9 protein-coding genes and 1 pseudogene are annotated in these 9,601 nt (G+C 72.6%); all 10 read left to right on the plus strand.

Annotation, left to right across the window (positions count from 1 at the left end):
* Positions 1 to 268 precede the first annotated feature (268 nt).
* Entirely contained in the window at positions 269 to 1,264 is a 996-nt protein-coding gene (locus DQW06_RS00150; RefSeq protein ID WP_013152018.1) for a GNAT family N-acetyltransferase, read from the plus strand.
* A gap of 185 nt (positions 1,265 to 1,449) precedes the next feature.
* Positions 1,450 to 2,373, plus strand: a complete 924-nt coding sequence (locus tag DQW06_RS00155; protein ID WP_013152019.1) for a hydroxymethylglutaryl-CoA lyase — start codon at positions 1,450 to 1,452, stop codon at positions 2,371 to 2,373.
* Between the two features lie 312 nt (positions 2,374 to 2,685).
* Positions 2,686 to 4,326, plus strand: coding sequence for a CTP synthase (locus tag DQW06_RS00160; RefSeq protein ID WP_013152020.1), 1,641 nt, complete (start codon positions 2,686 to 2,688; stop codon positions 4,324 to 4,326).
* A 44-nt stretch (positions 4,327 to 4,370) separates the two neighbouring features.
* Positions 4,371 to 5,033, plus strand: coding sequence for an NUDIX domain-containing protein (locus tag DQW06_RS00165; RefSeq protein WP_013152021.1), 663 nt, complete (start codon positions 4,371 to 4,373; stop codon positions 5,031 to 5,033).
* A 3-nt stretch (positions 5,034 to 5,036) separates the two neighbouring features.
* Positions 5,037 to 6,023 (plus strand): site-specific tyrosine recombinase XerD, encoded by a 987-nt coding sequence (locus DQW06_RS00170; protein ID WP_013152022.1) that lies wholly within the window; start codon positions 5,037 to 5,039, stop codon positions 6,021 to 6,023.
* Between the two features lie 249 nt (positions 6,024 to 6,272).
* Positions 6,273 to 7,226, plus strand: coding sequence for a ParA family protein (locus DQW06_RS00175; protein ID WP_013152023.1), 954 nt, complete (start codon positions 6,273 to 6,275; stop codon positions 7,224 to 7,226).
* A complete protein-coding gene (locus DQW06_RS00180; RefSeq protein ID WP_041552387.1) occupies positions 7,223 to 7,624 on the plus strand; it encodes a hypothetical protein in 402 nt (133 codons plus the stop codon). Before DQW06_RS00175 ends, DQW06_RS00180 begins: the two co-directional genes overlap by 4 nt.
* Positions 7,625 to 7,746: 122 nt before the next feature.
* The gene (locus DQW06_RS00185) at positions 7,747 to 8,622 is read left to right on the plus strand and encodes a ScpA family protein (protein WP_013152025.1); all 876 of its coding nucleotides are present in this window, start codon (positions 7,747 to 7,749) and stop codon (positions 8,620 to 8,622) included.
* Positions 8,619 to 9,293, plus strand: coding sequence for an SMC-Scp complex subunit ScpB (gene scpB, locus DQW06_RS00190; RefSeq protein ID WP_013152026.1), 675 nt, complete (start codon positions 8,619 to 8,621; stop codon positions 9,291 to 9,293). Before DQW06_RS00185 ends, scpB begins: the two co-directional genes overlap by 4 nt.
* A pseudogene (locus DQW06_RS00195) lies at positions 9,280 to 9,601 on the plus strand (pseudouridine synthase); the annotation flags it as partial. The gene scpB and the pseudogene DQW06_RS00195, both read left to right, overlap by 14 nt.

Here is a 9,601-nt window from a genome sequence, read left to right on the forward strand (position 1 = left end):
GTGCGCGTCCGTGCGCGTCCGTGCGCGCGCGGGGAAGCGGCGCGGGACGCCGGGGCCGAGCGGGCGCGGCGACGCGCAGTGAATTCTTGGTTGCAGTTGGCTGTTTCGTCCTCCTGATCGGTTCTGAGGCGGTACGGTCGTTTCGTTCCGCCCGCGGTGTGGCCTGTCCCGCCGGGGCGGCACGACGGCCCAGGGGCGGCGCACGCGCCCTGCCGGAGCCGTTCCGAGGGCGCGCGTTCGACGTGAGGACCCGCTAGGGGAGGGGTGGATGAGCGGTTATGTCGCACGGGTGCGGCATGATGAGTCGCCCGGGGGCGACGTCGGCCTGGACCCGTTGGTGAGTTCGGCCGCCCAGCGCTGGGCGGCCGTGGATTCGCTGTTGCCCGAACCGGTCAACTTCGCTCCGGGCTCCTACCCCCTCCTGACCGTCAGCGACGAGGACGGCCGTGCCGTCGCCGCCGGAACCATGCACTACACCTGGTACCAGCCGGGCGAGGTCGGCCGGATATGGGGCGTGCCCGACCAGCACTGGCTCACCCCCATCGTGGGCGGACCCGACCCCGGCCGCGCCCTGGACTCGCTGCTGACCAGCTGGCGCGACCAGCTGGAGGACCTGCCTACCGGCACCGGCTCGGAGTCGGCGGCCCTGGTGAGCTGGCCCGCCCGCGACGTGTGCGGCATCATCCCGCTCCAGCGCCACGGTCTGCAGCCCTACACCGTGCTGGCCGCCCGCCAGCGCCGCCGCGGCGTGCCCCCGTCGCTGCCGCCGCGCGACGTGACCATCCGGCTGGCCGACCGCAGCGACCTGACCCAGGTGGTCGGTCTGCTGATGGAGGAGCACCGCTACGAGCAGCACTTCGGCGGGGTGTTCCTGCAACCCGACACCGCCGAGCAGACCCGTGAGGTGGCGGCCCGGGCGCTGAACCGCTCCCGGTCCTGGATCTGGCTGGCCGAGCGGCGCGGTCGCGCGGTGGGCCTGCTGTGGGTCTCCCCGCCCGAGCGTTCGCGCTGGGCCAAGTCGCTGGTCAACGCGCGCCCGATCGCGCACATCGGCTACGGCGTGGTGACCGCCGCGGAGCGCGGCAGCGGGATCGGTACGGCGCTGGTGGGCCAGGCGCACCAGGCGCTGGACAGCCACGGAGTGGGCGTCTCCGTGCTCAACTACGCGGCGATGAACCCGCTGTCGGGGCCGTTCTGGCACCGCATGGGGTACCGCCCGGTGTGGACGACCTGGGAGGTCCGCCCCGCGCTCGCCCTGCGCTGATCCGGGCAGCACGAAGCCGGGGGCCGGGGTGGCCCCCCGGTATCCAGTAGACCGCGCTCCCCCCGTCCCGCGCCAGCGGCGTTCCGGTGCCTGTGGACGACGGGGGCGCGGCCCGGTGCGGGCCCGCCGACGGGCGCTCCACTACCCTGTGCGCTGACGCAACGGCGCGTGGAAGGGGACGGACGATGGCTGCCAGCGACAGCGGGCCCGAGGGCGCGGAGCACGTCGAGATCGTCGAGGTGGGGCCGCGCGACGGCCTCCAGAACGAGGCGAGGACCCTCCCGGTCGAGGACCGCATCGAACTGATCGACCGCGCGGTGGCCGCCGGGGTGCGCCGGATCGAGGCGGTCAGCTTCGTCAACCCCAGGCGCGTCCCCCAGATGGCCGGGGCCGAGGAGGTCATGGCGGGTGTCACGCGCGCGCCGGGGGTCTCCCACATCGGGCTGGTCCTCAACCGGCGCGGCCTGGACCGCGCGGTGGCCGCGCGGGTGTCCGAGGTCAACGTCGCGGTGCCCGCCACCGACGGGTTCTGCGTCCGCAACCAGGGGTGCACCGTCGAGGAGATGCTCGGCACCCTGGCCGACATCGACGCCGCGCTGGAGGGCACGGGCATTCCGCTGAGCGTGACCGTCTCCACCGCGTTCGGCTGCCCCTTCGACGGCGAGGTGGCGCCCGAGCGCGTGGTGGAGGTGGTCCGGCGCATCGCCGACACCGGTGCGGTGGAGATCGCCCTGGCCGACACCATCGGCGTGGGCGTGCCCCGCCAGGTGACCGCACTCGTGGCCGCCGTCGGCGAGGTCGCGGGCGGACGCGCGCTGCGCTGTCACTTTCACAACACCCGCAACACCGGTTACGCGAACGCGCTCGCGGCCGTGGACGCGGGCGTGCGGGTGCTCGACTCCAGCCTGGGCGGCTTCGGCGGTTGCCCGTTCGCCCCCGCCGCCACCGGCAACATCGCCACCGAGGACCTGCTGTACGCGCTGCACCGCAGCGGCCTGCACACCGGGGTCAGCCTCTCCGGGGCCGCCGCCCTGGGCGGGTGGATGGGCGAGCGCCTGGGCAAGCAGCCGCCCGCCTACCTGGGCCGCGCCGGGGCGTTCCCGGCCTGAGGCTCCGGTGTGGTGTTCGTCGCCCGGCCCCCGCAGTCCAAGGCCCTGGACCCCGGGGCGCACGAACGGTTTCCGCGCGCCGCCGCGCGCCCCGAACCGCTGCGGGCAAGGCGATCACGCTGGTGACGTGAGGGAACCCGGGGGTGTACGGCGGTGTCCCCGGGTGTGGACATCCGGGGTGCCTGTTATCCTGGTGCCCCGTGGAGTCCGGCGGCCGGAGCGACGAAACCAACCGCCCGCAACCGGACCGCCGCACGGCCGCTCAGCCCGATCCGAGCCCGCCGTAGCCACTCAACCCACGGGAGCACCACTTTGGCATCCGCCGCGAGTACCAAGCACCTTTTCGTTACCGGCGGCGTCGCCTCCAGTCTCGGTAAAGGCCTGACCGCTTCCAGCCTGGGACGACTCCTGAAGTCGCGCGGCCTGCGGGTCACCATGCAAAAGCTCGACCCCTACCTCAACGTCGACCCGGGGACGATGAACCCCTTCCAGCACGGCGAGGTCTTCGTCACCGACGACGGGGCCGAGACCGACCTGGACGTCGGCCACTACGAGCGCTTCCTGGACACCGAGCTGTCCGCCACGGCCAACGTCACCACCGGCCAGATCTACTCCAGCGTCATCGCCAAGGAGCGCCAGGGCGCCTACCTCGGCGACACCGTGCAGGTCATCCCGCACATCACCAACGAGATCAAGGCGCGCATCTACGCGATGGACGCCCCCGACGTCGACATCGTCATCACCGAGATCGGCGGCACGGTCGGCGACATCGAGTCGCAGCCCTTCCTGGAGGCGGTCCGCCAGATCCGCCACGAGATCGGCCGGGACAACTGCTTCTTCCTGCACGTGTCCCTCATCCCCTTCCTCGGCCCGTCCGGCGAGATGAAGACCAAGCCCACCCAGCACTCCGTGGCCGCCCTGCGCAGCATCGGCATCCAGCCCGACGCCATCGTGTGCCGCTCGGACCGCCCCATCACGCAGAGCCTGAAGTCCAAGATCAGCCTCATGTGCGACGTGGACGAGGCCGGGGTGGTCTCCACCCCCGACGCTCCCTCGATCTACGACATCCCCAAGGTCCTGCACCGCGAGGGCCTGGACGCCTACGTCGTGCGCCGCCTGGGCATGCCCTTCCGGGACGTGGACTGGACCGAGTGGGACGAGCTGCTGCGCCGCGTGCACCAGCCCGACCACGAGGTCACCATCGCCCTGGTCGGCAAGTACATCGACCTGCCCGACGCCTACCTGTCGGTCAGCGAGGCGCTGCGCGCGGGCGGTTTCGCCACCGACACCCGCGTCAACATCCGCTGGGTGGCCAGCGACAACTGCGCCAGCCCCTCCGGCGCCGCCTCGGAGCTGGACGGCGCGGACGGCATCCTCATCCCCGGCGGCTTCGGCGTGCGCGGCATCGAGGGCAAGATCGGCGCCATCCGCTACGCCCGTGAGAACGGTGTGCCGCTGCTGGGCATCTGCCTGGGCCTGCAGGCCGTCGTCATCGAGTACGCCCGCGACGTGCTCGGGCTGGAGGGCGCCAACAGCACCGAGTTCGACGACAAGGCCGCCGACCCGGTCATCGCCACCATGGCCGACCAGACCGACGTCGTCGCCGGGGAGCGCGACATGGGCGGCACCATGCGCCTGGGCATGTACCCGGCCGCGCTGGGCGAGGGCACCGTGGTGCGCGAGCTCTACGACGGCAGCGCCGAGGCCTCCGAACGGCACCGCCACCGCTTCGAGGTCAACAACGCCTACCGCGCGAGGCTGGAGGAGGCGGGCCTGGTGTTCTCCGGGCTCTCCCCGGATGGCAAGCTGGTGGAGTACGTCGAACTGCCCCGGGACGCCCACCCGTTCTTCGTCGCGACGCAGGCGCACCCGGAGCTGCGCTCCCGCCCGACCAAGGCCAACCCGCTCTTCCGCGGTCTGGTCTCGGCGGCCCTGGAGTACCACAACTCCTGATCCGAGGGGCCGGGCGGGGCACGAGGCCTGAGAGGCGAGAACCCATGCCCAGTGACACCGACCCGGCCCTTCCCACGGGGGCGGACGCGAAGGTCGCGGACGCCCCCGAGTCGTGGCCGGTGGAGCGGTCCGAGGAACGCTTCCGCAGCGCCAAGTGCGGCATGCGTACGGACTGGGTGCGCATGGTCGGCAGCGACGGCGAGGGCACGACCGTGGCCGCCCGCGACTACATGGAGCACCCCGGCGCCGCCGCGGCCCTGGCCCTGGACGCCGACGGCCGGGTGCTGCTCCAGCGCCAGTACCGCCACGCCACCCGGCACACCCTGTGGGAGCTGCCCGCCGGGCTCATCGACGAGGAGGGGGAGGGGCCGCTGCGCACCGCCCAGCGCGAACTCGTCGAGGAGGCGGGGCTGCGCGCCGGGCTCTGGCACGAGCTGGCCGACTTCTTCCCCTCTCCCGGGTTCTCCGACGAGCGCATCCACGTGTACCTGGCCCGGGACCTGTCGGTGGTGCCGCCCGAGGAGATCGGCTTCGAACGCGAGCACGAGGAGGCCGACCTGGTCGCCGAGTGGGTGCCCCTGGAGGAGGCGGTCGCCCTGGTCATGGCGGGCAGGCTGCACAACGGCGCCACCGTCATCGGCGTCCTGGCCGCCCAGGCCGCCGCCGCGGACGGGTTCGCCTCCCTGCGCGAGCCCGCGGAGGACTGACCCGTGGCCGACCGGGCGGGTGAGGAGCGGGACCCGCTGGCGCGGGTGTGCGCCGCCTTCCTGGACCACCTCAGCGCGGAGCGCGCCCTGGCCGACAACACCCTCGCGGCCTACCGGCGCGACCTGCGGCGCTACCGCGCCTACCTGGCCGGGCACGGAGTCCTGTCGCCCGAGCGGGTGGGCCCCGCCCAGGTGGGCGACTTCCTGCGGGCCCTGCGCGAGGGCGACGCCGACCACCCGCCGCTCGGCGCCGCCTCGGCCGGACGGGCCCTGGCCGCCGTGCGCGGCCTGCACCGGTTCGCGGCCCGCGAGGGCTGGACGGACGCCGACCCGGCCGCCGAGGTCTCCCCGCCCGCGCCGCCGATGCGCCTGCCCAAGGCGGTGCCGCTGGCCTCGGTGGAGCGCCTCCTGGACGCCGCCGGACCGGTCGGGGCTCCGGCCTCCGGCGACCGCGCCGGGCTGCTGGCCCTGCGCGACCGGGCGCTGCTGGAGGTGCTCTACGGCACGGGCGCGCGCGTCTCCGAGGCGGTGGGGCTGGACGTGGACGACGTCGCCGACGCGGTGGAGGGCGACGACGCCGTGGGCCTGGTGCGCTTTCGCGGCAAGGGCGGCAGGGAGCGCGTGGTGCCGCTGGGCTCCCACGCCCGCCGCGCGCTCTCGGGCTACCTGGTGCGGGCCCGGCCGGGTCTGGCCGCCTCCGGCCGGGGCGGTCCGGCGCTGTTCCTCAACGCGCGCGGGGGCAGGCTCACCCGGCAGGGCGGCTGGGGGATCCTGGCGGCCGTGGCCGAGCGCGCCGGGGTCGAGGGCGTCTCACCGCACACCCTGCGCCACTCCTTCGCCACCCACCTGCTCGACGGCGGAGCCGACATCCGGGTCGTCCAGGAGCTGCTCGGACACAGTTCGGTCACCACCACGCAGATCTACACGCTGGTGACGGTCGAGCACCTGCGCGAGGTGTACGCGTCGAGCCATCCCCGCGCACGGCGCTGAGCGGGGACGCCGCCACGGGGGTCCGCGCGCGGTGCGAAGCGGAACAACCCGGTTGGAGGCTCTGATTTCCCCCAGGGGCGCAGGCGTGGGATTCTACCCGTACGTTTTGTTGAAGTGCGTCGTGTCGGCGTTCTAGAGTCGCCGCGCGGAGGTACGTTGCTGTCGACATATTGAGTTTCCGACGGCGGCCAGGGACAGGGGCGCGCGGCATCCCTAGCCGTGGCCGATCCGTAGGGGAGGTCAAGGGTTGTGAACTGGGACAACGAGGCTGCGAACACCGCACCTGTCGGCGAGGGGGAGCTCGCCGACCCGGTGACCAACCCGTGGGGGACGACACGCAACACGGGGGCTAACCTGCACACCTCAAGACCCGAGCGAGCCTATCCGGAGCCCGGGCCCGTAGATGAACACGGCCCGGCACGGATTGTAGCACTCTGTAACCAGAAGGGTGGGGTCGGCAAGACCACCACGACGATCAACCTCGGCGCCGCCATCGCCGAGTACGGAAGACGGGTGCTGCTGGTCGACTTCGACCCGCAGGGCGCGCTCTCCGTCGGCCTGGGCCGCCTCGATCCGCGCGAACTGGACCTGACCGTCTACAACCTGCTCATGCAGCGGGACGTGACGGTCGAGGACGTCCTGCTCAAGACCGACATCGACGGCCTGGACCTGATCCCGAGCAACATCGACCTGTCGGCCGCGGAGGTGCAGCTGGTCGGCGAGGTGGCGCGCGAGCAGATGCTCGGCCGCGCGCTCAGACCGGTCATCAACGACTACGACGTGGTCCTGATCGACTGCCAGCCCTCGCTGGGCCTGCTCACCGTCAACGCGCTCACCGCCGCGGACGGCGTCATCGTGCCGCTGGAGTGCGAGTTCTTCGCGCTGCGCGGTGTGGCACTGCTGATGGACACCATCCAGAAGGTCCAGGAGCGGCTCAACGAGGACCTGGTCATCGACGGCTTCCTGGGCACCATGTACGACCCGCGCACGCTGCACGCGCGCGAGGTGCTGTCCACGATCATCGACGGCTTCGGGGACAAGGTCTACGGCACGGTCATCAACCGCACCGTGCGCTTCCCCGACGCCACCGTGGCGGGCGAGCCCATCACCAGGTTCGACTCGTCCTCGGCCGGGGCCAACGCCTACCGGGAGCTGGCCAAGGAGGTGCTGGCGAGGTGGCCTCTCAGCGGTCACGGCGTGTGACCCTACCCGGGGCGGACGAACTGTTCTTCCGTCCCAGCGGCACCGAGGAGGTGCCGGAAGAGACCGAACGCCAGCACAAGGCACCGGAGCAGGGCAGCAAGGGCAGCAGGGGCGAGACTCCGTCGCGCTCCAACGGCACCAACAGGGGCACGTCCGCCGTGAAGGCGGCGCGCGCGCCCAAACCGAGCGGGCGCCAACGCCACGACGAGAAGATCACCGTCTACATCTCCGGGCCCGAACTGCTGGCACTGGAACAGACCCGGCTCTCGCTGCGCGCCGAGCACGGGCTGTCCGCCGACAGGGGCCGCCTCGTCCGCGAGGCCGTCGCCGTGCTGCTGGCGGACTTCGAGGAGCACGGATCGGCCAGCATGCTGGTACGCAGGCTGACCGAGGACTGAGGGCACGCGCACCGGTACCGGAGGGGGTGCCGGTTCGATGACGGAGGTGCCACGGGTGTCACCGGCGGGTTCTGGCCGGTGACACCCTTGTCCCATGAGGAAGACGACGCGGGGCCGGTGCCATGGGGGCTGAGGGAACGTCGGCGGACACCGTCGCGGAGGTGGACGACAACGCCTTCCAGGTGCACCTCGACAACTTCGAGGGGCCCTTCGACCTGCTCCTCGGGCTGATCTCCAAGCACAAGCTGGACATCACCGAGGTGTCGCTGTCCAAGGTCACCGACGAGTTCATCGCGCACATCCGGGCGCACGGCGACGACTGGGACCTGGACCAGGCCAGCAACTTCCTGCTGGTCGCGGCGACCCTGCTGGACCTGAAGGCGGCGCGCCTGCTGCCGCGCGGCGACGTCGAGGACGAGGCCGACCTGGCCCTGCTGGAGGCACGCGACCTGCTGTTCGCCCGGCTGCTCCAGTACCGCGCCTACAAGGAGGTCGCCTCCTTCATGCGGGCGCGGCTGGCCTCGCAGGGGCGCCGCTACGCGCGCGCCGTCCCGCTGGAGGAGCGCTTCGCGGGGTTGCGGCCGGACGTGCTGTTCAAGCTGGGCCCCCAGGAGTTCGCCGCCCTGGCGGGGATGGTCTTCACGCCCAAGGAGCCGCCCAGCGTCCCGGTCACCCACATCCACCAGGCCAAGACCTCGGTGAAGGAGCAGGGCGAGCTGATGGTCGCGGAGCTGCGCGAGCACGGACGGTTGACCTTCGCCCAGCTCACGGCCGCCTGCACCGGTACCTTCGAGGTCATCGCCCGCTTCCTCGCCCTGCTGGAGCTGTACCGGGCCGCCAACGTGGGCTTCGACCAGCCCGAACCGCTGGGGGAGCTGATCGTCTCCTGGACCGGCGGCGAGGGCGAGGTCGAGCTGGAGAGCGAGTACGACGAGGCCGACGGCGCCGGGGACACCGGCGGCGGAAGCGGGCCGGGGGAGACGGAGGAGCGCGGATGAGCGTCCGGGACACGGTGGGGAACCCGACAACGGAGGACCCGGCAGCGGGGGACGCGGCGGCCCGGGAGGCGGTCGGCGGAGAGGCCGCAGGGGACGGGGCCGAGGCGGGCGCGGAGGGCGCCCCGGCCACCCTGCGCCGCGACCTGGAGGCCGTGCTGATGGTCGTGGACCAGCCGGTGTCGGAGTACGACCTGGCGCGGGCCATGGACGTGCCCGTCACGGTGGTCGTCGGGGTGCTGGAGTCGCTGTCGCGGGAATACACCGAGCAGGGCCGGGGTTTCGACCTGAGGGCGGTGGCCGAGGGGTGGCGTGTGTACACGCGGCCCGAATGCGCCGACGTCGTCGAACACTTCCTCCGGGAGGGGCAGGAGGTGCGGCTCACCCAGGCCGCGCTGGAGACGATGGCGGTGGTGGCCTACCGACAGCCGGTCTCCCGGGGCAGGGTCTCCGCCGTGCGCGGTGTCAACTGCGACGGGGTTATGCGTACCCTCGTACTGAGGGGCCTGATCGAAGAGGCCGGACACGACTCCGAGTCCGGTGCGCTGCTGTATCGGACCACCTCCTATTTCCTGGAACGGTTGGGCCTGCGAGGCCTCGACGAGCTGCCTGATCTGGCGCCGTTCCTCCCCGACGACATCGAAGGTCTAGACGACACCGGTGAGCACACCTAACAACAGTTCCCGCGGTGCGCGGGACGACGCCCCGCGCGGTGAGCGCGGCGACTACGACAAGCGCGGCGGACAGGGCCGCGGCGACAGCCGGGACCGCCGGGACGACCGTCCCCGCGGCGGTTACCGGGACGACCGCGGCCCCCGGGGCCGCGACGACCGCGGCGGATTCCGGGGGGACCGGGACGACCGCGGCGGACGTGACTTCCGCGGCGGCCGCGACGGCCAGCGCGGCGAGGGCCGCTCCTTCGGCGGCGACCGCGACGGCCGCCGTTCCTTCTCGGGCGGTCGGGACGACCGTGGTGGCCGTG

The sequence above is a fragment of the Nocardiopsis sp. TNDT3 genome (assembly GCF_003427465.1).
In the GTDB taxonomy this organism is placed as follows: Bacteria; Actinomycetota; Actinomycetes; order Streptosporangiales; family Streptosporangiaceae; genus Nocardiopsis; species Nocardiopsis dassonvillei.